At 61.5% G+C, this 24,339-nt stretch carries 20 protein-coding genes; 15 read left to right on the top strand and 5 right to left on the bottom strand.

Annotated elements, in window-relative coordinates:
- Positions 1–4: 4 nt before the first annotated feature.
- The 3 genes from ACZ0AZ_RS11880 (at position 5) to ACZ0AZ_RS11870 (ending at position 4,175) form a co-directional block, all read left to right on the top strand.
- A complete protein-coding gene (locus ACZ0AZ_RS11880) occupies positions 5–451 on the top strand; it encodes a DUF2946 domain-containing protein (protein ID WP_071174270.1) in 447 nt (148 codons plus the stop codon).
- 84 nt (positions 452–535) lie between these two features.
- The gene (locus tag ACZ0AZ_RS11875; protein WP_463537425.1) at positions 536–2,656 is read left to right on the top strand and encodes a TonB-dependent copper receptor; all 2,121 of its coding nucleotides are present in this window, start codon (positions 536–538) and stop codon (positions 2,654–2,656) included.
- A gap of 145 nt (positions 2,657–2,801) precedes the next feature.
- A complete protein-coding gene (locus ACZ0AZ_RS11870) occupies positions 2,802–4,175 on the top strand; it encodes a PepSY-associated TM helix domain-containing protein (RefSeq protein ID WP_463537424.1) in 1,374 nt (457 codons plus the stop codon).
- 46 nt (positions 4,176–4,221) lie between these two features.
- On the opposite strand, the gene ACZ0AZ_RS11865 is transcribed toward ACZ0AZ_RS11870, so the two are convergent.
- Positions 4,222–9,030, bottom strand: coding sequence for a DUF4329 domain-containing protein (locus tag ACZ0AZ_RS11865; RefSeq protein ID WP_463570868.1), 4,809 nt, complete (start codon positions 9,028–9,030; stop codon positions 4,222–4,224).
- A 301-nt stretch (positions 9,031–9,331) separates the two neighbouring features.
- On the opposite strand from ACZ0AZ_RS11865, the gene urtA reads away from it, so the two are divergent.
- From urtA to ureC, 11 genes are all read left to right on the top strand, one after another.
- Positions 9,332–10,597 carry an urea ABC transporter substrate-binding protein gene (gene urtA / locus ACZ0AZ_RS11860; RefSeq protein WP_039756993.1) on the top strand — a complete coding sequence of 422 codons (1,266 nt, stop codon included), beginning with the start codon at positions 9,332–9,334 and terminating at the stop codon, positions 10,595–10,597.
- Positions 10,598–10,834: 237 nt separating this feature from the next.
- Complete coding sequence (urtB, locus tag ACZ0AZ_RS11855; RefSeq protein WP_463570870.1) at positions 10,835–12,337, top strand: urea ABC transporter permease subunit UrtB; 1,503 nt, start codon at positions 10,835–10,837, stop codon at positions 12,335–12,337.
- Entirely contained in the window at positions 12,337–13,416 is a 1,080-nt protein-coding gene (gene urtC, locus ACZ0AZ_RS11850) for an urea ABC transporter permease subunit UrtC (RefSeq protein ID WP_129998152.1), read from the top strand. The genes urtB and urtC overlap by 1 nt, the downstream gene beginning before the upstream one ends.
- Positions 13,413–14,282 (top strand): urea ABC transporter ATP-binding protein UrtD, encoded by an 870-nt coding sequence (urtD, locus tag ACZ0AZ_RS11845; RefSeq protein ID WP_016771888.1) that lies wholly within the window; start codon positions 13,413–13,415, stop codon positions 14,280–14,282. The genes urtC and urtD overlap by 4 nt, the downstream gene beginning before the upstream one ends.
- A gap of 109 nt (positions 14,283–14,391) precedes the next feature.
- Entirely contained in the window at positions 14,392–15,090 is a 699-nt protein-coding gene (gene urtE / locus ACZ0AZ_RS11840; protein ID WP_039756988.1) for an urea ABC transporter ATP-binding subunit UrtE, read from the top strand.
- Positions 15,091–15,134: 44 nt separating this feature from the next.
- Positions 15,135–15,974, top strand: coding sequence for an urease accessory protein UreD (locus tag ACZ0AZ_RS11835; RefSeq protein WP_039756987.1), 840 nt, complete (start codon positions 15,135–15,137; stop codon positions 15,972–15,974).
- A gap of 156 nt (positions 15,975–16,130) precedes the next feature.
- Positions 16,131–16,433, top strand: a complete 303-nt coding sequence (gene ureA, locus ACZ0AZ_RS11830; protein WP_003221215.1) for an urease subunit gamma — start codon at positions 16,131–16,133, stop codon at positions 16,431–16,433.
- 9 nt (positions 16,434–16,442) lie between these two features.
- Positions 16,443–16,976, top strand: a complete 534-nt coding sequence (locus tag ACZ0AZ_RS11825; RefSeq protein ID WP_400556074.1) for a GNAT family N-acetyltransferase — start codon at positions 16,443–16,445, stop codon at positions 16,974–16,976.
- A gap of 5 nt (positions 16,977–16,981) precedes the next feature.
- Positions 16,982–17,518 carry a GNAT family N-acetyltransferase gene (locus ACZ0AZ_RS11820; RefSeq protein WP_073471741.1) on the top strand — a complete coding sequence of 179 codons (537 nt, stop codon included), beginning with the start codon at positions 16,982–16,984 and terminating at the stop codon, positions 17,516–17,518.
- Positions 17,515–17,820 (top strand): urease subunit beta, encoded by a 306-nt coding sequence (locus tag ACZ0AZ_RS11815; RefSeq protein ID WP_024011400.1) that lies wholly within the window; start codon positions 17,515–17,517, stop codon positions 17,818–17,820. The genes ACZ0AZ_RS11820 and ACZ0AZ_RS11815 overlap by 4 nt, the downstream gene beginning before the upstream one ends.
- Positions 17,821–17,959: 139 nt before the next feature.
- Complete coding sequence (ureC, locus tag ACZ0AZ_RS11810; RefSeq protein WP_463537421.1) at positions 17,960–19,660, top strand: urease subunit alpha; 1,701 nt, start codon at positions 17,960–17,962, stop codon at positions 19,658–19,660.
- Positions 19,661–19,849: 189 nt separating this feature from the next.
- Here ureC and ACZ0AZ_RS11805 read toward each other — a convergent pair whose 3' ends face one another.
- Together ACZ0AZ_RS11805 and ACZ0AZ_RS11800 are read right to left on the bottom strand one after the other, a co-directional pair.
- Entirely contained in the window at positions 19,850–20,155 is a 306-nt protein-coding gene (locus ACZ0AZ_RS11805) for a chaperone modulator CbpM (protein WP_039756978.1), read from the bottom strand.
- 23 nt (positions 20,156–20,178) lie between these two features.
- The gene (locus ACZ0AZ_RS11800) at positions 20,179–21,123 is read right to left on the bottom strand and encodes a DnaJ C-terminal domain-containing protein (protein ID WP_039756977.1); all 945 of its coding nucleotides are present in this window, start codon (positions 21,121–21,123) and stop codon (positions 20,179–20,181) included.
- A gap of 291 nt (positions 21,124–21,414) precedes the next feature.
- On the opposite strand from ACZ0AZ_RS11800, the gene ACZ0AZ_RS11795 reads away from it, so the two are divergent.
- Positions 21,415–22,683: an Hsp70 family protein gene (locus ACZ0AZ_RS11795; RefSeq protein WP_463537420.1), complete on the top strand. Its 1,269-nt coding sequence runs from the start codon at positions 21,415–21,417 to the stop codon at positions 22,681–22,683.
- A 109-nt stretch (positions 22,684–22,792) separates the two neighbouring features.
- Here the strand turns inward: ACZ0AZ_RS11795 and ACZ0AZ_RS11790 are convergent, their stop codons facing one another.
- Both ACZ0AZ_RS11790 and ACZ0AZ_RS11785 read right to left on the bottom strand, forming a co-directional pair.
- Complete coding sequence (locus tag ACZ0AZ_RS11790) at positions 22,793–23,806, bottom strand: AI-2E family transporter (RefSeq protein ID WP_039756974.1); 1,014 nt, start codon at positions 23,804–23,806, stop codon at positions 22,793–22,795.
- Positions 23,807–24,010: 204 nt separating this feature from the next.
- Positions 24,011–24,316, bottom strand: coding sequence for a PsiF family protein (locus tag ACZ0AZ_RS11785; protein ID WP_039756973.1), 306 nt, complete (start codon positions 24,314–24,316; stop codon positions 24,011–24,013).
- Positions 24,317–24,339 lie beyond the last annotated feature (23 nt).

The raw sequence follows: 24,339 nt of genomic DNA, 5'->3' as shown, positions 1-24,339 counted from the left end.
GCCCATGCGTCCGTTGCGCGCCAGGCCCGTCCCGCATCACCGTCAGACTCAAGCGCTGACGCGTGGCAGCTGGATCGCCCTGTTCGCCATGCTGATGATTTTCATCGGTCCACTGATTTCTCAGTCGATGCCGATGGATCAACACGCCTCGACGTCGATGCCAATGAGCATGGACATGTCGATGGACATGCCCGGCATGGATCACAGCGGCCATGCAGCCCAGCCTGCGGCCGAGCATTGCCCGCCGCAATCTTCGCATCACGTGCTGTGGGAAAAATGCGGCTATTGCAGCCTGCTGTTCAATTGCCCGGCACTGACCGGCGGCGGCGATTTCGTCGCTTTCAACATCCCGCCACCGAACACCTTCACCCCACCCTCCCCGCGTCTGGGCCATGCCCGCCAACCCTTCTTCCCCGGCGCCCGCACCCGCGCCCCGCCCATCGCCACGTAGACACGCACCTCTGATTGCACACGGTTGAGAAGACAGCTCCAGGCTGCCGGCCGTGGTGTTTACGACTGTTCGATGGAAATTGTCATGTCCAGGTTTACTGCTGTCCTCTGCGCGGAATCTGCCCGCGCGCACTTTGCCCTGAATGAATCGCGGATTCGTTGCAGGCACGCTATTGCCGTCCTTTGCGGCCTGCTGCTGACACCGCTGGCGTTGGCTGATGATCACGCGAGCCACGAAAGTGAATTGAGCCCAACGGTGATCACTGCCATCGCCCCAAGCTCACCACTGACGATCGTCACCAACCCCAAGGATCCGCGCCAACCGGTGCCGGCCAGTGACGGTGGCGATTACCTGAAAACCATTCCCGGCTTCGCTCTGGTGCGCAATGGCGGCACCAACGGCGATCCGGTGCTGCGCGGGATGTTTGGTTCGCGCCTGAATATCCTCACCAACGGCAGCATGATGCTCGGCGCTTGCCCTGGCCGGATGGACGCGCCGACTTCGTATATTTCACCGGAAACCTACGACAAACTCACGGTGATCAAAGGTCCGCAGACTGTCCTCTGGGGGCCGGGCGCATCGGCCGGTACGGTGCTGTTCGACCGTGAGCCGGAGAACTTCGGCGAACTCGGCACTCGCGTCAACGCCAGCATCCTGGCTGGCTCGCATGGGCGTTTCGACAAGGTTGTCGACGCGGCTGCCGGCGGTCCGTTGGGCTACGTGCGCGTCATCGGCAACACCGCGCATTCCGACGATTACCGCGATGGCAACAAAGACATCGTCGCCTCGCGTTACGACAAGTGGAACGGCGATGTCGCACTGGGCTGGACGCCGGATGCCGACACCTTGATCGAACTCACGGCCGGCAAGGGCGACGGCGAGGCGCGGTATGCCGGGCGCGGCATGGACGGTTCGCAATTCCTGCGCGAAAGCCTTGGCCTGCGCCTGGAAAAATCCAACATCAGCGAGGTGCTGGAAAAACTCGAGGCGCAGGTCTACTACAACTACGCCGACCATGTGATGGACAATTACACCCTGCGCACCCCGTCCGCCACCGGGATCATGGCAGGGCCCATGGCGTCCAACGTCGACCGTCGGACCCTCGGTGCACGGATCAAAGCAACCTGGCGCTGGGCTGATGTTCAGCTGATCACCGGCCTCGACGCACAGACCAACGAGCACCGCCAGCGCAGTGCAATGGGCGTCGATACCTACAAGCAGCTGCCGTACAGCAAGGACGCCGATTTCCACAACTACGGCGTGTTCAGCGAAATGACCTGGTACGCCGCCGAGCGTGATCGCTTGATCACTGGCGCACGGGTGGATCGCGCCTCGGCCAAGGATTACCGGCTGACCACCGGGTCGGGGATGATGTCCCGCCCCAACCCGACCGCCGACGACACCCGCGCCGACACCCTGCCCAGCGGCTTCATCCGTTACGAGCATGACCTCGCCGACAGCCCGACCACGCTCTATGCAGGCCTCGGCCACGCGCAACGCTTCCCGGATTACTGGGAGTTGTTTTCACCCAAGTCCGGCCCGGCAGGATCGGTCAATGCGTTCGACTCGATCAAACCGGAAAAGACCACGCAGTTCGACTTTGGCGTGAACTACAGGAGCGCCGACCTCGAAGCCTGGGCCTCGGGTTACATCGGTGTGGTACGCGATTACATCCTGTTCGACTACACGCCGGTAATGATGGGCATGAGCACCTCGCGCGCCGAGAACATCGACGCGCGGATCATGGGCGGCGAACTCGGTGCTGCCTACAACCTCACCGACAACTGGAAAGCCGATGCGACCCTGGCCTATGCCTGGGGCAAGAACAGCAGCGACGGCTCGGCCCTGCCGCAGCTGCCACCGCTGGATGCGCGTTTCGGCCTGACCTACAGCCAAGACAACTGGAGCGCCGGCGCACTCTGGCGAGTGGTCGCCGCGCAGCACCGCATCGACGCGAACAAAGGCAACGTGGTCGGCAAGGATTACGCCCAGAGCTCCGGCTTCGGCGTGTTCTCGCTCAACGGCGCGTACCGCATCAACCAGCACTGGAAGGTCAGCAGCGGCGTCGACAACCTGTTCGGCAAAGCCTACGCCGAGCACCTGAACCTGGCTGGCAACGCCGGGTTCGGTTACCCGGCCAATGACCCACAGGCAATTAATGAACCGGGGCGCACGCTCTGGACCAAAGTGGATATGAGTTTCTGACACCTACCCATGTGGGAGCGAGCCTGCTCGCGAAGAGGCCGACGCATTCAATATTAATGTCGTCTGGCATGACGCCTTCGCGAGCAGGCTCGCTCCCACAGGTAAACAGACAACTAAAAGAACCAAGCCCAGCGGAGCACACGTGATGCAAAAGCCTCAACCGAAGTTCTACAACCTGGCCTGGCGCTGGCATTTCTATGCCGGACTGTTCGTCGCGCCGTTCATGGTGATGCTGGCCCTGACCGGGATCATTTATCTGTTCAAACCGCAACTCGATTCGCTGATGTACAGCAGCCTGCTCGAAGTACCGGCCGGGCACCACACGGTGCCGGCCGATGACTTGCTGCAACGGGTGAAAGCTGCCTATCCGCAAGGCCAGGTCACTCAGTACCTGCCGCCGGTGAATGCCGAGCGCAGCGCGCAATTCGTGGTGAAAAACGCTGGTCACGAACTCAATGTATTCGTCGATCCGTATCACGGTGACATCCTCGGCGAGCAGGATGCCAAGCAGAATCTGCAAGCCATCGCCCGTGCGATCCACGGAGAATTGATGATCGGTACGGTCGGCGATCGGCTGATCGAAATGGCCGCTGGCTGGGGCGTGGTGCTGGTGGTCTCGGGGCTGTTTCTGTGGTGGCCGCGCGGTCAGGCGGCGGGCATCCTGTGGCCGCGCCTGAGCAGTCGCGGTCGGCTGTTGTGGCGCGATCTGCATGCGGTTACCGGTTTCTGGGGCGCGACATTGCTGCTGGTGATGTTGCTCAGCGGCATGACCTGGACCGGTTTCTGGGGCAAGCAATACGCGCAGGTGTGGAACGTGTTTCCAGCCGCAATGTGGGACAACGTGCCGACCTCCGACATCGAGGCGCGCAGTCTCAACAGCGCGACCCGCCAGACCGTGCCGTGGGCGATGGAAAACACACCGATGCCGATGTCCGGCGACCACGCCGAACACATGAATCACGGCAACGCCCATGCCGGCCCCGCTGCACCCGAAGTCAGCCTGCAGGATGTGCAGAACATCGCCAGTGAGCGCAAGGTCGAGCCCGGCTACAGCATCACCCTGCCGACCACCGCCACCGGCGTGTTCACCATTGCTGTATTCGCCGATGACCCGCGCAACGACGCCACCCTGCATATCGATCAGTACACCGGCAAGGTTCTCGCCGATGTGCGTTTCGAGCACTACGGCACCGTTGCTCGCGCTACCGAAATCGGCGTGATGCTCCACGAAGGCAAGATGTTCGGCACCTTCAACCAGATCGTCGTGCTGCTGATCTGCCTGATGATTCTGCTCAGCGCCGTCAGTGGTGTAGTGATCTGGTGGAAACGCCGCCCCGAAGGCAAATTCGGCGTGCCGCCGCTGCGCCATGATCTGCCGAAGTGGAAAACCGGCGTGGCGATCATGCTGGTGCTGGCGGTGGTGTTTCCGCTGGTGGGGGCTTCGCTGCTGTTCGTGTGGTTGCTTGACCGGTTTGTCTTGCCACGAGTCGCCCGCCGCACCGTCGATCTACCGCGCTGATAGTGTGGCGCGGGCTCAGTGGCCCGCGCCCGACTCGGCATTCGAATTACAACTCATCTCTGATTCGCACGGCACCTTCGGCCGCCGGCTGTTGCCGACGGATTCGCCAACCACTGCCCAGGTGCCCGGTATGGCGCCAATACGCGCCTGCCACCAACACCTGAAATTCGCCCAATTGCAGGAGTCGGGAGACAAATTGCCCAGGCGTGAGGCGGCTGACCCATTGCCCGTTTTCATAAACGACCGAACGGGTCAGCAGCAGATCCCGTTCGGCGTCTGAGTACACTGGCGTGTATTTGAGCAACTCATGGCCGGGCGTGGAGTAGTAATACCCACGAATATCGAAACCTTGGTTTTTCAACTCGTGGGTGTGTGCATACACCAGCGCGGGTTCGGCGAAATTACTGCGGATCTGTTCGTTGTCAGCGACCAGCAAGGTATTGCCCGACAGGCTGAATTGATGACTGGCCACGACGGCATAACCGTCAGGGAAGCGCGGTGCCGGTCGGCGCCAGTCGGTCGCAGGGTCCTCGGCAGTACGGAAAAGACGCAGACGAAGATTTTCCTCGTTGGCGAACCACGCAACAGGCTCCAGCGGGACAAAGCGCTGGCCGGAGTTTTCCCCGAGAACCGCGCCCTCATAACCGGTCCGAGCGAGTATTTCATTGTCGGTCCGTTGCTGGGCATAGCGGGCAGCATCGTCGGGATGCTGGAAGATCGGTCCCAGCGCCGGAACCGGATGATTTTGCCAGTGGCGCTCACGAGATATCTCGGCAAGGCCCGGTTGCCAGCCCTCCCCGACCCGACCACGGCGAGACCAGCAGGCGCTGGTTTCAAGGACATGCAGGTCACCGGCTCGCGCCATCCGGTTTACGTATTCGACAAGGCTGAAAGTGCCCTTGCTGTTGTTGCGTTGATCAATCGCCGCCTGCTCCATTGACACAAAAGCGTTGGGGCGCAATTCCACTTGCCCGAACCGGTCGAAGAATGTGCCGGGCTCGAACGCGTGCAGTTGCAGCCTCAGCAGCGCTCCGTCGGCGCAGGAGAAGTAGATCGGCTTGTAACCCTGTGGCGTACTGGCCCGTCGACACGCCTGCTGGACTTCGCTGGGCATGATCAGCACATGCCGGATATCCGTGGATCGTGCGCCAAGCGGCGGCAGGACGGCGCGCAGATAAATCGAATCCAGCAGAAAGCCTGATGGCAGTCGCCCGTGCTCGAAGATCCGGTCCAGCGCCAGCGCAGACCGTTGTGCAGTCAGCGGCAGACTGGCAAGAAACACACCGCCGGCCGAGCGCAGGATGACACCGAAAGTCTGCGTATCGCGGCTCACCGCCAGCTCATGGACATATCGAGCGGCCGCATCTGCCTGAAGGTATAACGGGCCGCACACCGCCGCAGTAGCGGCTTTGCTGTAATCCGTCACGATCTGCAGATCGGCTGAGAACGGCACCCAGCGCGATACTTGCCTGGGCAGGCCCCACAGGTCACTGCCGGTGACGACCTGCAAATAACCGGTTCTGGCGAGCGAGTCGATCCAGTCGATCGGTTTCAATTCACCGCTGTAAAGGCGCTGCTTGATGGTCTCGCCATCCAGTGATGCGGGCAGGCTATTGCTTGCCGTCAGGGCAATCGACAGATCGGCGCGCAGACGCTCCCACAACCCAGGCTGATAGCGAATCGTCGCACCGTCCGGCGCAAACAGGTATTCATCCCAGACCACAGGCTTGCGCGTGAATGCCGAGTACAAGGTATCGACCGACAGCATGTTCAAGTAGATCTGTTTGTCGATGGCCGAAAACGCTACCGACAGCTCCCTCGGGACTCTGGAGCGGTAACGCGCAACGATCCGGCAATTTTCTGGAAACAGTCCGGCAGCGCGAGCCTCGTCGGCGATGATCTCGCTACTGTCGAAATTTTCGCGTGTCACTTCAATCGGCAAGGTAGCGACGTAGAGGCCGTCGGAGCGTTTCAGAATGACACCGCCATAGAGCTTGTCGGTGCTCTGCGGCAACAGCGATCGGGCATGCACCGCCGCATCGTCGGCACTGTGAAAAACCGGCCCCAGGGCGCGTCGCTGCAGATTTGCGTAAGGCTGCCAGGTTTTCTTGACCAAACCCGGCCGGTCCCAGCACAGACTCGTACGCAGCACGTCAAGTTGACCACTGTCGACCACGGTGTGCACGAAGTCGGATGGCAACAGCCTTTGCGCAGCGAGATCGTCCTTGAGCGTTTGCAGCGTCGTCTGCGAGCTGTCGTCGTAGAACAACTTGCTGGAGCTGTTGAACACATACCTGAGCAGAGCACCATCACCAGTGGCGATATACAAAGTTCTGTGCCGGCCAGTGGCGACGACCGGGCGCCGCTCGGAGAGATACATGGCAACGGTCAGCGTCTCTGGCGTGACGAAGTAATGCGCGAGCCAGTCCTGGGGATGGCGCAAGGTTTCCCCGATTCGCTGGTGCATGTAATACACGGCATGCAGGTCGAAGCCATCCGGGTACTGATACCAGGGAGCTGTCCTGCTGGAACTGAACACCGACTCCTGACGAAACAGATTAGTGCCGCTATCGCTGACGGGTATCAGCTCGCTGGCGATGTATTCCTCCCGCCCCACGTGCTTGAGAATGAAGCCGAACCAGGTTTTCTTCTCGTCGTGCAAATGCACGTCAGTACTGGATTGACTCAGTGCTGCCTCGTCCGCCGAGGAAAACACCGCACCAAAGAAAATCCTCGCAGGACGCTTCCACGGCATTGTTGTAGCGCCAGGCGCAGGCACTTGCGTTGGCGGATATGGCTGCAAAGAAAGATCTGGCAATGACGGTTTCGGTAACGTCGGCAGCGGCGGCTCAGACTCGCCTGGTTCAGCCACTGACGCTATTGGCAGGCTCCAGTCAGCGCCGATTTGCCCGCGATAGCCCCACAGTGCGTGATCGATCAGGTTGAACAAGACGCCGGCCTGCGCCTGTTCACGCACAAAGGCCTGTGGCCGTTCAGTGCCGTTGCGCAGCGCACTGACAAGCTCGCCCGGGTGCTTGCCAGTGCCGAGGCGTCTGGCCAGCTCCCTGGCGACGATGGTGGTGTAGGGCTGGAACCTGATCAGGCTGTCGCCGGCACCAGAGCAATACAGAGCGATCCCGTCGAGCAGGGTCTGCCGCAGCTCGTCAACGTTGAGCATCTGCACATCCAGCAGAGCCTCGGCACGGGTCCAGCGCAGATACCGGATATGCACCGGGTCAAGTTGCGAAAGCGCAACGTGAGCGACATAACGCGCATGCATGGTGTGGTCGTCTGGAAACACCGGCCGACCGTGATTGTCCAGAGGATAAAGCCGCCCCTGGCTGAGCGTATCGATATCCCCGGGCAAGGGTTCGGTCACCACGAAACACTTGTCGCTACGCTGAAAAACATACCCCGCGTACTGCTGATCACGGCGAATGCCCACGAGCTCATGGGCATGGCGAACCGCATCATCGGCCGCCAGAAAAGCCCGGCTCAATCGCGGCCAGGGGAAATTGGCGAAGGGCTGCCATTGCAGATCCACCGGCCCCAGATGCGCCCACAACGCACTGCCGCGCACGACCTCCAGGGTCCCGGCCAGTACCAGCATCGAAACAAATGCGCGGGTATCCAGTGTGCCGGCCAACAGCCTTGCCTGCACACCATTGTCACTGACCGTGCCGTCCGACTGCGTAACGCTCAGTGCCGCTTCGATCGAATCGCCGCTGAAGCGGTACTTCAACATCGCATGATCCTGCGCCCGCATGTACAGCGACAACGCACGCCCTGCTTGCGCCAGATGTTGGCTGCGGGCATTCGCTTCGATAGCCCAGGCGATCTCCCGGGGCGTGAAGAAGTTCTCGTAGAGCCACGGCTGGCCAGGTGGAAACTGTGCCGGGTCGGGTCGCGAGGCGAAGTAAAAGCCCTCCAGCAAATACCCCTTGGGCAGCTGCAATTGCCCTTGGGCATCAACCGGAAATATTCGCTCAGGATCCCATGCAGCCAGTCCGGCTGGGCGCGCATGGGTGGCGACATACTCCTCGCCAGTCAACTTCTTCAACAGCAGACCCGCTGCGTGCGCGCCTCTGGATTTCAACGCGGCCAGCACGGCGCGTTCGGCATTGACGCAGACACGGGTCATCAGCGGCAGTTCGGTGACCACACCTTTTGAAAACGACGCGCCGGCCTTCCAGTCCGCAGGTACGCGCCCCACCGAGTAGCCCCAGTCGGCATTCGAAACAATGACTTTGAGTTCACCCACGGTAGCCAGTTTGTTGATCACCGCCATCACGTCATAGGCCCCCGCCGGATGGCCCGACGGCCCGCCTGACTGCTGCCAGAGAAAGTAGTCGCGCTCCTCGGGCGAGCCGCTCGAGACGTATTTGAGCAAGCTGCCATCCGGGCCTGAAAGGTAAGCGCTGCGGAAAAAATCCCGCGCCGACACATCGCCAATGAAATCGCCGCCTGAATAGAAACTCATGAACAGCCGAAGCAGCGTTTCATCCTGACGCCGATTGCCATTGCGGAACTCGGCATGGATCGGCGGATGGCTGTGAACGCTGGCGACGCACCGGTAGCCCAGCGGATGAAGCATGCCGCCAAGGACATCGGTCTGCACAATTGTGCCGAAGTCAAAACCCGTGGCTTGCCCGGCGATGGGTGAAGTGGCGAGCAATTTCCCGTCCGGACGCAGCAGGATCACGCTGCCGTACTCTTTGTCCGGGTTCAGTGGAATCCGCGTGTGCACCCAATAGGCGGCGTCCTCTTCAGTCAGAAAGGCCGGGCTCAGTGGCGGCAGCTTGAACGTTGCTGAAGAACTTGCGGTACGACCGGATCGGCCTGAGACATGACTCATAAAAACCTGCGCTGAGAATCGGGATGAGCGCGTGAGTGTGGGCCGTCGGTTTTCACCTGCTGTGGTACATGTTTATCGTTTCTGTATCCGCATCTGCGCGACAGTTCGCGCCCCAATCTGGCGCAACTGGACGCACCACCGCCCGACTACCGTCCCCTCCTGGTGCACGCCCTCAGCGCGCAAGCGCTCTGGCACGACATTTTCTTGCCTGAACGCGACCGGGCACAGCCTTTGCAAAACACACTTTCAGTCGTTCGCATCTGCCAACCAGAAAAAATCGAATGTTCATGGAGATCGCACAATGAAGCGTCGCAGTTTGATCAAGGCTTTCACACTCACGGCATCCATTGCCGCGATGGGCATGACCTGGACTGTCCAGGCCGCCGAGACCATCAAGGTCGGGATTCTGCATTCGTTGTCCGGGACCATGGCGATCTCCGAAACGTCGCTCAAGGACATGGCGCTGATGACCATCGACGAGATCAACGCCAAGGGCGGCGTGAACGGCAAGATGCTCGAGCCGGTGGTGGTCGATCCCGCTTCCAACTGGCCGCTGTTCGCCGAAAAGGGCCGACAGCTGCTGACCCAGGACAAGGTCGCGGTGGTGTTCGGCTGCTGGACCTCGGTATCGCGTAAATCGGTACTGCCGGTGTTCGAAGAGCTCAATGGCCTGCTGTTCTACCCGGTGCAGTACGAAGGCGAAGAGATGTCGCCGAACGTCTTCTACACCGGCGCCGCGCCGAATCAGCAAGCGATCCCCGCCGTTGAATACCTGATGAGCGAAGAAGGCGGCAGCGCCAAGCGCTACTTCCTGCTCGGCACCGACTACGTCTACCCGCGCACCACCAACAAGATCCTGCGCGCGTTCCTGCACTCCAAAGGCGTGGCCGACAAGGACATCGAAGAGGTCTACACGCCGTTCGGTCACAGCGATTACCAGACCATCGTTGCCAACATCAAAAAATTCTCGGCCGGCGGCAAGACTGCCGTCATCTCGACCGTCAATGGCGACTCCAACGTGCCGTTCTACAAAGAGCTGGCCAACCAGGGCTTGAAAGCCACCGATGTACCGGTGGTGGCGTTCTCGGTCGGTGAGGAAGAGTTGCGCGGCATCGACACCAAACCGCTGGTGGGCAACCTCGCGGCGTGGAACTACTTCGAGTCGGTGGAGAATCCTGCGAACAAGAAATTCGTCGCGGACTGGAAAGCCTACGCGAAGAAACACAACCTGCCGGGCGCCGACAAGGCAGTGACCAATGACCCGATGGAAGCCACCTACGTCGGCATCCATATGTGGGCGCAGGCGGTCGAGAAAGCCAAATCCACTGACGTCGCCAAGGTGCGTGAAGCACTGGCCGGGCAGACCTTTGCTGCGCCATCGGGCTACACCCTGACCATGGACAAGACCAACCACCATCTGCACAAGCCAGTGATGATCGGCGAGATCCAGAGCGACGGTCAGTTCAACGTCGTATGGCAGACCGAAGGCCCGATCCGTGCGCAACCGTGGAGCCCGTTCATTCAGGGCAACGACAAGAAGCCGGATTATGCGGTGAAGAGCAACTGAGTCACCGGATGTCAGTCTCGCGCCTGGCGTGAGGCTGATGCAACTCCCTGTGGGAGCGGGCCTTTGTGGTGAGGGGATTTATCCCCGGTGGGTTGCGAAGCAGCCCCAAAGCCATCGGTCGCGGTGTATCAGATTGATCGCGTCGACCGATATCACGACTGCTTCGCAGCCGAACGGGGATAAATCCCCTCGCCACAAAGGCTCGCTCCCACAATGTCCGCGTCAAGGCGACTGACTATGCCCACTGCCCTTTTCCGATTCATCTGTGCCATCGCACTATTGCTGCCAATCCTGGCCCACGCTGACGACGCCGACGACTTCGTCGCGGCCAATCCGATGCAACAGGCCAAACTGCTGGAAGCCTGGGCCGCGCAGCCCGATCCGGCGCGTATCGAATTGCTCAACGCCCTGCAACTAGGCGAGCTGAGTATCGACGGCCAGCCAAAAACCCTGCGCCTGAACAATCGCCTGCGGGGTCTGATCGACACCGCGATGGCCAGCCATCAATTGCTCGCCGCCGACGCGAAAATCCGCCTGAGCGCCGCGCAGCAATTGCAAAAAAGCGCGAAACCCGCGCAGCTGAAATTTCTCGACCGGCAACTCGCCGGGGAAAAAGATGAAAGCGTGCATGCCGCCCTGAGCCTGGCGCTGGCCAATCTGCAACTGGTCGACAGCGACCCGGCGGTGCGCCTTGCAGCGGTGCGGTTGCTCGGTGAAACCGGCGATCCGCTGGCACGCACACGTCTTGAAGGCCTGCTTGAACCGGGCGTGGAAAGCGATGCCGGCGTGCGCACCGCCGCTGAAACCAGCCTCGCTCAGGTCAAGCGCAAATTGCTGATCGGCGAAGTGCTCGGCCAGGCCTTCAGCGGCATGTCGCTGGGCTCGATTCTGCTGCTTGCCGCCCTCGGCCTGGCGATCACCTTCGGTTTGCTCGGGGTGATCAACATGGCCCACGGCGAGATGCTGATGCTCGGCGCCTACTCGACCTACGTGGTGCAGCTGATGTTCCAGCGCTACGCGCCGCAGGCCATCGAGTTCTATCCGCTGATCGCGCTGCCGGTGGCGTTTTTCGTCACGGCCGCCATCGGCATGGCGCTGGAGCGCACGGTCATCCGCCATCTCTATGGCCGGCCGCTGGAAACCCTGCTCGCGACCTGGGGCATCAGCCTGATGCTGATTCAACTGGTGCGGCTGGTGTTCGGCGCCCAGAACGTTGAAGTCGCCAACCCGGCGTGGCTGTCCGGCGGCATCCAAGTGCTGCCCAATCTGGTGCTGCCGTACAACCGCATCGTCATCATCGCTTTCGCATTGTTCGTGGTGGTGCTGACCTGGCTGCTGCTGAACAAGACCCGCCTCGGCCTCAACGTGCGCGCCGTCACCCAGAACCGCAACATGGCCGCCTGCTGCGGCGTGCCCACCGGGCGCGTCGACATGCTCGCCTTCGGCCTCGGCTCGGGCATCGCCGGCTTGGGCGGCGTGGCGCTGAGCCAGATCGGCAACGTCGGCCCCGACCTTGGCCAGAGCTACATCATCGACTCGTTCCTGGTGGTGGTGCTCGGCGGCGTCGGCCAACTGGCCGGTAGCGTGCTAGCCGCGTTCGGCCTGGGCATCGCCAACAAGATTCTCGAACCGCAGATCGGTGCGGTGCTCGGCAAGATCCTCATCCTCGCGCTGATCATTCTGTTCATTCAGAAACGTCCGCAAGGCCTCTTCGCACTGAAAGGACGGGTGATCGACTGATGAACCAGCCTCTATTAGTCACGGCCACACAAAAGGCCGGGCCGAAAGCCACGCTCGCGGTCGGCGGGGTGATCCTCGCGCTGCTGATCGTTCTGCCGCTGCTCTCGTTGTTGTCGCCAGACAATGCCCTGCACGTCTCGGCCTACACGCTGACCCTGGTCGGCAAAATCCTCTGCTACGCCATCGTCGCCCTGGCGCTGGATCTGGTCTGGGGTTACGCCGGCCTGCTGTCGCTGGGCCACGGTCTGTTCTTCGCCCTCGGCGGTTATGCGATGGGCATGTACCTGATGCGTCAGGCAGCCGGCGATGGTCTGCCGGCGTTTATGACCTTCCTGTCGTGGAGCGAATTGCCGTGGTACTGGAGCGGTACCAGCAGCTTCCTCTGGGCCATGTGTCTGGTGGTGCTGGCGCCGGGTCTGCTGGCGCTGGTGTTCGGCTTTTTCGCCTTCCGTTCGCGAATCAAGGGCGTGTATTTCTCGATCATGACCCAGGCGCTGACCTTCGCCGGCATGCTCCTGTTTTTCCGCAACGAGACCGGGTTTGGCGGCAACAACGGTTTCACCAATTTCCGCACGATTCTCGGTTTCGGCATCACCGAACCGGGCACCCGCGCGGCGCTGTTTCTGGCCACGGTGTTGCTGCTGGTGGTGAGCCTGTTCATCGGCTGGCGCCTGGCGCAGAGCAAGTTCGGTCGCGTGCTGACCGCGTTGCGCGATGCGGAAAACCGTTTGATGTTCTGCGGCTACGACCCGCGCGGTTTCAAGCTGTTCGTCTGGGTGCTGAGTGCGGTGTTGTGTGGACTGGCCGGCGCGTTGTACGTGCCGCAAGTCGGCATCATCAACCCCAGCGAAATGTCGCCGACCAACTCGATCGAAGCGGCGGTATGGGTGGCCCTTGGCGGGCGCGGCACGCTGATCGGGCCGTTGCTCGGCGCCGGCGTGGTCAACGGCATGAAGAGCTGGTTCACCGTGGCCTTCCCTGAATACTGGCTGTTCTTCCTCGGCGCGCTGTTCATCGTCGTGACGTTGTACTTGCCCAAGGGCGTGATCGGCCTGCTGAAGAAACGAGGTGAACAATGAGAGTCACAGCGAGTGCGGAATTCATGCTCGAACCGGCGTTTTTCCCTGTGGAACCGAACAAGGACGAAGGCACCAGTCGCGACTCGATCGGCCTCGGCCAGCGCGTCGGCCCCGGCCTCGATACGCGCCACGGCACGATCCTGACCCTGGAAGACATCAGCGTCAGCTTCGACGGCTTCCGTGCGCTGAACAATCTCAACCTGTACATCGGCGTCGGCGAACTGCGCTGCATCATCGGCCCCAACGGCGCCGGCAAGACCACGCTGATGGACGTGATTACCGGCAAGACCCGGCCCAGCCACGGCAAGGCCTGGTTCGGCGAAACCCTGGACCTGACGCAGATGAGCGAAGTGCAGATTGCCCAGTCCGGCATCGGCCGCAAGTTTCAGAAACCGACGGTATTCGAAGCCTTGAGCGTGTTCGAAAACCTGGAGCTGGCGCAGAAGACCGACAAGTCGGTGTGGGCCAGTTTACGTGCGCGCCTGAGTGGCGAGCAGAAGGATCGCATCAGCGAAGTGCTCGAGACGATTCGCCTGACCACCTCGGTCAATCGCCAGGCCGGGCTGTTGTCCCACGGCCAGAAGCAGTTCCTCGAGATTGGCATGCTGCTCATGCAGGACCCGCAATTGCTCCTGCTCGACGAACCGGTGGCGGGCATGACCGACGCCGAAACCGAGTTCACCGCCGAGCTGTTCAAGTCGCTGGCCGGCAAGCATTCGCTGATGGTGGTCGAGCACGACATGGGTTTTGTCGGCTCGATTGCCGACCACGTCACGGTGCTGCATCAGGGCAGCGTGCTGGCCGAGGGCTCGCTGGAGCAGGTGCAGGAAAACGAGCGAGTGATCGAGGTCTACCTGGGCCGATGAATCGGCCAGCTGCAAGCGACAAGCTTCAAGCAGCAAGTAAAAGCAAAGTCATAAACAGCACTGCTCTTGCTTGCAGCTTGCGGCTTGAAGCCCAACTAACGGAGTTCCGATGCTACAAGTCCAACAACTTCATCAGTACTACGGCGGTAGCCACATCCTGCGCGGCCTTTCGTTTGACGTGAAGGTTGGCGAAGTCACCTGCCTGCTCGGCCGTAACGGCGTGGGCAAGACCACCCTGCTCAAATGCCTGATGGGCCTGTTGCCGGCCAAGGAAGGCGCGGTGAATTGGGAAGGCAAACCGATCACCACGTTCAAACCGCATCAGCGTGTGCAGGCCGGTATCGCCTACGTGCCGCAGGGCCGTGAAATCTTCGGCCGGCTGACCGTGGAAGAAAATCTGTTGATGGGCCTGTCGCGGTTTCCAGGCTCAGAAGCCAAGGAAGTTCCAGGTTTCATCTACGAACTGTTCCCGGTGCTGCTACAAATGAAGCAGCGCCGTGGCGGCGATCTGTCCGGCGGTCAGCAACAGCAGTTGGCGATCGGTCGTGCATTGGCCAGCCGACCACGCCTGCTGATTCTCGATGAGCCGACCGAAGGCATTCAACCCTCGGTAATCAAGGAAATCGGCGCGGTGATCAAGCAGCTCGCGGCGCGCGGTGACATGGCGATTCTGCTGGTCGAGCAGTTCTACGACTTTGCCGCCGAACTCGCCGATCAATACCTGGTGATGTCGCGGGGCGAGATCGTCCAGCAGGGTCGCGGTGAACATATGGAGGCCGAAGGTGTACGCGGGCTGGTCACGATCTAACGCGCCGGTCTAATCTGTAGCTTCCTAACGACAATCACAAAACCATGAATTCGATTGTTGCACCTGCCCTGTTTACCCCGAGCTGGCACGCCAAGCTGGAACTGGCCTACGCGCGTTTCGGCGATTGCACGCGCCCGGTCATGCGCCGCCACCTCGGCCCGCTGCGCGTGCAAAAGCATCTGTACGCCGAAGGCCCCGAGGTCTGCCAGCACATCATCGTCCACCCACCGGGCGGAATTGCCGGTGGTGATCGTCTGGATATCAGCGCTCGCGTCGAAACCAACGCCTGGGCGCAAATCACCAGCCCTGGCGCGGCGAAGTGGTATCGCGCCGGTGGGCCGGCTTATCAACAACTCGATCTGCGCGTGGCCGCCGGCGCGACACTGGAATGGCTGCCGCAGGAAACCATCGTCTACAGCGCCGCGCAGGCTGAGTTGACCACGACCATCGACCTTGAAGGTGACGCACGGCTGTTTTATTGGGACGTGGTCGCGCTCGGTCGTCCGGCCAGCGGCGAGCGTTTCGACCTCGGGCATTTTCAGGCGCACCTGGACATCCGCCGCGATGGTCGGTTGCTCTGGCATGAACGGCAGCGCATTGTCGGCAACGACGGGTTGCTCGACTCGCCAATCGGCCTGGATGGCAATCCGGTGTTTGCGACGCTGCTGGTGACCGGTGAGATTGAGGCCGGGTTGCTGGAGCGTTGCCGCTCGCTGGGGCACGAAGTGCGTGGTGATTTGACCCAGTTGCCGGGTTTGCTGGTGGCGCGGTGTCTGGCCGGTGAAGCGTTGCTCGCGCGTGCGTGGCTGATTGAGTTATGGCGACTGCTAAGACCTGTGCTGCTGGGCCGCGAAGCCCAGCCACCGCGAATCTGGAACACCTGAAATGCAATCCAACTGTGGGAGCGAGCCTGCTCGCGAAAGCGTCATGTCAGCCACCCCATACGCTGAATATGAAACCGTATTCGCGAGCAGGCTCGCTCCCACAGGGGATGTGCGCAATCAGACAATTTTTCAATCTGCCCTGATGGAACCCGAACCATGGACCTGACCCCACGCGAAAAAGACAAGCTGCTGATCTTCACCGCCGGCCTCGTCGCCGAGCGGCGGCTGGCCCGTGGCGTGAAACTCAATTACCCGGAAGCCATGGCCTACATCTCCGCCGCGCTGCTCGAAGGTGCCCGCGACGGCCAGACCGTGGCCGAGCTGATGCATTACGGCACCACCCTGCTCAGCCGCGAACAAGTGATGGAAGGCATCCCGGAAATGATCCCGGAAATCCAGGTCGAGGCGACGTTCCCCGACGGCACCAAACTGGTCACCGTTCACCAGCCGATCGTCTGAGGCCGCGCCATGACTTACAGCATTCGCGATGCGAGCCGGGCCGACCTGCCGGCGATCCGCGACATCTACAACGACGCCGTGCTCAACACCACGGCGATCTGGAACGAACAAGCGGTCGACCTCGGCAATCGCCAGGCATGGTTCGACGCGCGGCAGTTGCAGGCGTATCCGATTCTGGTGATCGTCGACCATGAAAACGCAGTGCTGGGTTACGCCTCGTTCGGCGACTGGCGGCCGTTCGACGGTTTCCGTCACACCGTCGAGCACTCGGTGTACGTGCGCAGCGATCAACGCGGCAACGGCCTCGGTCCGCAACTGATGACCGCGCTGATCGAACGCGCCAGAGCCTGCGGCAAACACGTCATGGTCGCCGCCATCGAAAGCGGCAACGCTGCCTCGATCCGCTTGCACGAGCGCGCCGGTTTCAGCATCACCGGGCAGATGCCGCAAGTGGGCACCAAGTTCGGCCGCTGGCTCGATCTGACCTTCATGCAGTTGACCCTCAATCCCGGCGCACAGCCACCGGATGCCCACAAGGAGTGATGTCGATGAACGCCGCCCAGTTGCGCCGCGTCAACGCTGAAAGCTTTGCCCACTATCGCCAGGGCCTGATCGATCTGCTGCTCGACGCCGTCGGTTACGGCGCCAGCGTCGGTTTCATGGCCGACCTCGATGCCGCCCAGGCGCGCGCGTATTTCGATGAGGTGCAGGACAACATCAACAAGGGCAGCACGCTGCTCTGGGTGGTGGTGAAGGACGAGCAGGTGCTGGCCAGCGTGCAACTGGGCCTGTGCCAGAAGGCCAATGGTCTGAACCGCGCCGAAGTGCAGAAACTGCTGGTGCGCGAACACGCGCGGCGCCGTGGCCTCGGCCAGCAACTGATGCAGGCGCTGGAACTCGAAGCGCCCAAGCACAAGCGCGGCATGCTCTATCTCGACACCGAGGCCGGCTCGCCGGCAGAAGATTTCTACAAGGCGCTGGGCTACGTGCGCGCCGGCGAAATTCCTGATTACGCCTGCGACCCCAACGGCACCTATCGCCCCACCGCCCTCTATTACAAAGTCCTGCAAGGAGCCCAGCGATGATTCCTGGCCAATACCAGATTCAGCCCGGCGACATCGAACTCAACGTCGGCCGCCGCACCGTGAGCCTGAAAGTCGCCAACAGCGGCGACCGGCCGATCCAGGTCGGTTCGCACTTTCACTTTTTCGAAACCAACGACGCGCTGACCTTCGACCGTGCCGCCAGTCGCGGCATGCGCCTGAACATCCCCGCCGGCACCGCCGTGCGCTTCGAGCCGGGGCAAAGCCGTGAAGTCGAGCTGGTCGATTACGCCGGGCATCGCCGGGTGTTCGGCTTTGCCGGCCGCATCATGGGCGATCTCTAAACAACACGGTGCCCGCTCTGGCCCCTTCGCGAGCAGGCTCGCTCCCACATGAGAACGCGATCAAATGTGGGAGCGAGCCTGCTCGCGAAAGCGAGTAATGCGAGCGATTTCAGACCCAATTGAATCCCAAGGCAAGCACATGAAGATTTCTAGAAGCGCCTACGCCGACATGTTCGGCCCCACCGTCGGCGATAAGGTGCGCCTGGCCGATACCGAGCTGTGGATCGAAGTCGAGAAGGACTTCACCACCTACGGCGAGGAAGTGAAGTTCGGTGGCGGCAAAGTGATCCGCGACGGCCAGGGCCAGAGTCAGTTGCTCGCCGCCGAAGTGGTCGACACGCTGATCACCAACGCGCTGATCATCGACCACTGGGGCATCGTCAAGGCCGACGTCGGCCTCAAGGACGGGCGCATCGCCGCGATCGGCAAGGCCGGCAACCCCGACGTGCAGCCCGACGTGACCATCGCCATCGGCGCCGGTACCGAAGTGATTGCCGGCGAAGGCATGATCCTCACCGCTGGCGGCATCGACACGCACATCCACTTCATCTGCCCGCAGCAGATCGAAGAAGCGTTGATGAGCGGCGTCACCACCATGATCGGCGGCGGCACCGGTCCCGCTACCGGCACCAACGCCACCACCTGCACCTCCGGCCCGTGGCATCTGGCGCGCATGCTCCAGGCCGCCGATGCGTTCCCGATGAACATCGGCCTGACCGGCAAAGGCAATGCCAGCCTGCCGGAACCGTTGATCGAACAGGTCAAGGCCGGCGCCATCGGCCTCAAACTGCACGAGGACTGGGGCACCACCCCGGCGAGCATCGACAACTGCCTCAACGTCGCCGACCAGTACGACGTGCAGGTGGCGATCCACACCGACACCCTCAACGAATCCGGTTTCGTCGAAACCACCCTCGGCGCATTCAAGGGGCGCACCATCCACACTTATCACACCGAAGGTGCCGGTGGCGGCCACGCGCCGGACATCATCAAGGCCTGCGGCTTCCCCAACGTGCTGCCGAGTTCGACCAACCCGACGCGGCCGTTCACTCGTAACACCATCGACGAACACCTCGACATGCTGATGGTCTGCCACCACCTCGACCCGAGCATTGCCGAAGACGTCGCCTTCGCCGAAAGCCGTATCCGCCGCGAAACGATCGCCGCCGAAGACATCCTCCACGACCTCGGCGCGTTCTCGATGATCAGCTCCGACAGTCAGGCCATGGGCCGCGTCGGCGAAGTCATCACGCGCACCTGGCAGACCGCCGACAAGATGAAAAAGCAGCGCGGTCCGCTGCCCCAGGATGGCGAGGGCAACGACAACTTCCGCGCCAAACGCTACATCGCCAAATACACGATCAACCCGGCAATCACCCACGGCATCAGCCATGAAGTCGGTTCGATCGAAGTTGGCAAATGGGCGGACCTGGTTCTCTGGCGTCCGGCGTTCTTTGGCGTCAAGCCGACGCTGATTCTCAAGGGCGGCGCGATTGCCGCCAGCCTGATGGGCGACGCCAACGCCTCGATTCCGACGCCGCAACCGGTGCACTATCGCCCGATGTTCGCCAGCTACGGCGGCTCGCTTCACGCCACCAGCCTGACCTTTATCAGCCAGGCGGCGCACGAAGCGGGATTGCCGCAAGCGTTGGGGTTGAAGAAGAAAATCGGCGTGGTGAGGGGATGTCGAGAGGTGCAGAAAACCGACCTGATCCACAACGACTATCTGCCGGACATCGATGTCGATCCGCAGACCTATCAGGTCAAGGCTGACGGCGTGTTGTTGTGGTGCGAGCCGGCGGAAACGTTGCCGATGGCGCAGCGGTACTTTCTGTTCTGATCACAAAAAAAGGCCCTTCAGGGCCTTTTCAATAATGAGTCAGAAACTCCGCGTCATCGTTCATCGCTGGCAAGCCAGCTCCCACAGTTTCTGCGTAGAACTGACATCCATGTTCCAACTCAAAAACCTGTGGGAGCTGGCTTGCCAGCGATGAGGCCAGATCAGCCAAGCGGAAAACATCAGCCTGAGCTACTCAACCACCAACCGCCCCAACCGCTGGCGCAACATGCGGTTTTCAGCACGCAACTCGCGCACCTCATCCAGCAGATCCAGCGCCAGCGCCACGCCTTCCCATTCCAGCTCGAGATCACGGCGCAGCTTCGCCGCACGCTTGGCCAAGGCCAATTCGTAATCGGTGAAACGCCATTCCCGGGGCTGCGCGCCCTGAGGTTCGAGGATGCCGTGCTCGACGATTTCGATCACGTAGACGTCCGACAAATCGGCCGCCTCACAGAATTCTGCCAGGTCCAGTTGAACGATCAGGGGGCTGCTCATGATGGGCTACTCCGTCGTCGGGTTCAGAAGTTCTCTCGCGGGTTGAACGCGGCTTTCTTCGCCAGTTCCTGCCACAGCGCCTTGACCTCATCGTCGGACGCTTTCGGCATCACGGCCTTGAGCTGCACGAACAGATAACCGCGCTCGCCGGCCTTGTTCAGCAAGCCATGGCCCTTGGCGCGCATGCGCTGGCCGTTCTGGCTGCCGGCCGGGACCTTGAGGTTGATCTTGCCGGTCAGGGTCGGCACGGCCACTTCGGTGCCCAGCGCCAGCTCCCACGGTGCCAGCGGCAAGGTGATGATCAGGTTTTCGCCTTCGACATCGAATTTCGGATGCGGCGCAAACCGAATGGTCAGGTACAGGTCGCCATTCGCCCCGCCACCGATGCCCGGTGCGCCCTGACCTTTCAGGCGAATCCGCTCGCCGTCGGTGACGCCGGCCGGAATCTTCACGTTCAGGCTCTTGCTGGTGTTGCTGACGTGCTGGCCGTGCGCGTTGTATTGCGGCACCTGGAAGGTGACTTTCTTCGATTCGTTCGACAGGGTTTCTTCGAGGAACACCGGCAATTCCATTTCCACGTCTTGCCCTCGGCGTCCGCGTGATTGGCGGCTCTCGGCGCCACCGAAACCGGGGCCGCGATTACCGAAGATCGAACTGAAGAAGTCCGAGAAGTCGCCGGTATCGGCACCGCCGCCACCGAAACCGCCACGGCTCTGCCAACCCGGTGGCCCCTGGAATGGCTGACCGTGCTGGCCATAACGGCGCAGTTCGTCGTATTCGGCACGCTTGTCGGCACTTTTCAGCGCTTCATAGGCTTCCGAGGCGTCCTTGAACTTGGCCTCGGCGTCTTTTTCCTTGCTGACATCGGGGTGGTATTTGCGCGCCAGCTTGCGATAGGCCGCCTTGATGGCCTTGTCGTCGGCTGTCGGCTCCACACCGAGTATCTTGTAATAGTCTTTGAAGTCCATTGAAGGATCACCATCCGTTATCGATTTCGCGCCGAGACCAGCGTGCGCCCGATTGGCGCGTGCCGGGTTGACCGATCTCAAGGTTGTGACCGGGTGGCGCCGCAGAAGTTTATCGGCAGTGGACGACGGTTCTTGCGACCGCCGGTGTGTCTGCCGGCCCATGCCAGCAAGTTTGGGGCGAAGCGGCGGTTTTCAACTGGGTTGGCGCGAAATAGCGGATGACCGGCCTTCGAATCTGCCGCGCACTGACATACACTGCGCGGCCGTTTTTTTGACCGGAATCCGAAAGACATGAAAGACGCCTCTCCAGCCCGTGCCTGCGGCATCGACTTCGGCACGTCCAACTCCACCGTCGGCTGGCTGCGCCCCGGCATGGACACCATGATTGCGCTGGAAGACGACAAGATCACCCTGCCGTCGGTGGTCTTCTTCAACATCGAGGAGCGTCGCCCGGTTTACGGACGCCTGGCCCTGCACGAGTATCTGGAAGGCTACGAAGGCCGGCTGATGCGCTCGCTGAAAAGCCTGCTCGGTTCCAAGCTGATCAAGCACGACACCAGCGTCCTCGGCACGGCGATGCCGTTCAAGGACCTGCTCGGGCTGTTCATCGGCCAGCTCAAGAGCCGCGCCGAAGCCGCCGCCGGTCGGGAATTCGAGCAAGTGGTGCTGGGCCGTCCGGTGTTCTTCGTCGATGACGATCCACTGGCCGACCAGGAGGCCGAAGACACGCTGGTCGAAGTGGCGCGCAAAATCGGTTTCAAGGACGTGTCGTTCCAGTATGAGCCGATCGCGGCAGCGTTCGACTACGAGTCGACCATCGAAAAAGAAGAGCTGGTGCTGATCGTCGACATCGGCGGTGGTACCTCCGACTTCTCGCTGGTGCGCCTGTCGCCCGAGCGCCGCGGTGTCGATAACCGTCACGACGACATCCTCGCCACTGGCGGTGTGCACATCGGCGGCACCGACTTCGACAAGCAACTGAGCCTGCAAGGCCTGATGCCGCTGTTCGGCTACGGCAGCCGCATGAAAAGCGGCGCATACATGCCGACCAGCCACCACATGAACCTGGCAACCTGGCACACGATCAACTCGGTGTACTCGCAGAAGTCCACGCTGGCGCTGGGCAGCATGCGCTACGACATCGAAGACACCGGCGGCATCGATCGCCTGTTCAAGCTGATCGAACAGCGCGCCGGGCACTGGCTGGCGATGGAAGTCGAAGAAACCAAGATCCAGCTGACCCACGCCGACAGCCGCCATGTGCCGCTGGACCGCATCGAACCCGGGCTGAGCGTCGAGCTGAGCCGCGCACTGTTCGAATCGGCAATCGAAGCCTTGCTGGAGCGCGTGCGCGGCAGCGTTACGCAGCTGTTGAATGACGCTGGCGTAGCAGTCGATCAAGTCGACACGGTGTTCTTCACCGGCGGTTCCAGCGGCATCCCGGCCCTGCGCAACAGCGTCTCGGCAATGCTGCCGAACGCGCGGCACGTCGAAGGCAACATCTTTGGCAGCATTGGCAGCGGTTTGGCGATTGAAGCCCGCAAACGCTATGGCGTTTAGGGGCAGCTGCAAGTTTTAAGCTGCAAGCTGCAAGCTAGAGCAAAAGCCACTGCGGCTCTCGCTTCTGCTTTAACTTGCAGCTTGAAGCTTGCAACTCGAAGCTGCTCTTCTAGACCATTCCTCCGAGCTTCAACTCACTCTTCAGGTACGCGTAATAAATCGGCCCCGCCACCACCCCCGGCAAACCGAACGCGGCTTCGAACACCAGCATTGCCAGCAGCAATTCCCACGACTTGGCACTGATCTGCCCGCCGACGATGCGCGCGTTGAGGAAGTATTCGAGCTTGTGGATAACGATCAGGTAGCCCAGCGCGGCGAGCGCTACCCAGATCGACAGCGACAGGCCGACGATGGTGATCAGCGTGTTCGACATCAGGTTGCCGATCACCGGCAACAGGCCGAGCAGGAAGGTCAGCACGATCAGGGTCTTGGTCAGCGGCAGCTTGATGCCGAACATCGGCAGAATCACCGCGAGGAAGATCCCGGTGAATACGGTGTTGAGCAGGGAAATCTTGATCTGCGCGAAGACGATATTGCGAAACGCCTGCACCAGCAGATGCAAACGGTCGAACAAAGCGGCGGCCAGCGGCTTGCGCTTGGTCACGTCGGGGATGCGCTGCAGGGCGATGATCGCGCCGAGGACCATGCCGATCAGCAGGGTGACGAACATGTGCGCAGCGTCCTTGCCGACCAGTTGCAGGTCGGCCAGATGCTTGCTCGCCCACTCGCCGATCGCTACACGAAATTCCGCCGCGCTGGCCGGCAGATAGGCGTCGATGAAGGGCGGCAATTGCCCGCGTGCGCGATCGACCACGCCCATGAACTTGTCGAGGGAGGCGCCGGGGTTTTCCGCTTCATGCAGGAGGAAACTGATGGCGCCGGCGAAGATCAGCGCCAGCACACTCACCACCAGCGTGCCGAGCAGCGCCACCGCCAACCAGCGCGCACGCCGCCCTTCGATCAGCCGTTGCAATTGCGGGGTGAGCATGTTGACCAGCTCGAACACCAGCAACCCGGCCAGCAAGCTCGGCAACAGGCGCAGCGGCAGCACCAGCAACAGTCCGCCAAAAATGATGATGCAACTGACCCAGAACACAACATGACGCTGAGAAAACGTTGGCATACAGCCTCAAAACGAACGGCGTGAAAGGATGGGCAGTCTGCCAGCGATCCGGGGTTAGCACTAGGGATATGCGGGGCGTGGGAATGGCGGTGCATTCACCGACGCTTTCGCGAGCAGGCTCGCTCCCACAGAAGTGCGTGTTTCAAATCTGGGAGCGAGCCTGCTCGCGAAGAGGCCGGCACGCTCACCACATTATTTACCGTTTCACTTTTTCTTCAGGCAATCACTCATGAACGCCTTGCGCGCATCACCGGTCAGCGCCTTGGTTTTCGCATCGGCATTGCAGGTAGTCATCTTCTGCTGTTGCGGCGTCAGCACCTTGCCATCGTTGGCCGCAGGCGCCGCTTTCAGGCAGGTGCTCATGAATGCCTTGCGCTCGTCGCCCTTGAGGCTCTTGGCGGTCGCATCGGCATTGCAAGTGGTCATCTTGTTCTGTTGCGCCGTGGCGGCGAAACCCTGGGAACACAGGAGCAGACCGATCATCAACAACGGCACACGCAACATCTTCATGGAGTTTTCTCCTTGTTGCCGCA

This window comes from Pseudomonas sp. AC239 (assembly GCF_979258545.1).
The sequence above is the reverse complement of the archived record's forward strand: the minus strand, read 5'-3'. Positions and strand labels throughout refer to the sequence as shown.